The organism is Burkholderia sp. SIMBA_051 (genome assembly GCF_046534915.1).
Taxonomy (GTDB): Bacteria; Pseudomonadota; Gammaproteobacteria; order Burkholderiales; family Burkholderiaceae; genus Burkholderia; species Burkholderia ambifaria.
In genome coordinates, this window is sequence record NZ_JAWRXS010000501.1 from 1 (window position 1) to 259 (window position 259).

Sequence of the window (259 nt, forward strand, 5' to 3'; positions counted from 1 at the left end):
TAGAAACGTCGCTCGGGCCGCTCACGGAGTTTTTTTCTGCGTTCTCCACGCTGTCGGCCGCAAGACCGTTCAGGCGTTGCGCGACGGTGAACAGCCGTTCGATTGCCGCCGAACTCTTGCCTGCAAGCTCACGCACGTCGGCGTCGCCGTCAAAGAGCGCGCGGCCCGCTTCATCGACGACCGTATGAACGAGCAGCTTGGTCCGCATGTTCACGGTGTCGACGCGATACTTGCCGTCGCCGTCGCGCTTCATCAGGCT

At 62.5% G+C, this 259-nt stretch carries 1 pseudogene; it reads right to left on the reverse strand.

Going from position 1 to position 259, the window contains the following annotated elements:
* A pseudogene (locus SB771_RS35465) lies at positions 1 to 208 on the reverse strand (hypothetical protein); the annotation flags it as partial.
* Positions 209 to 259: the final 51 nt, after the last annotated feature.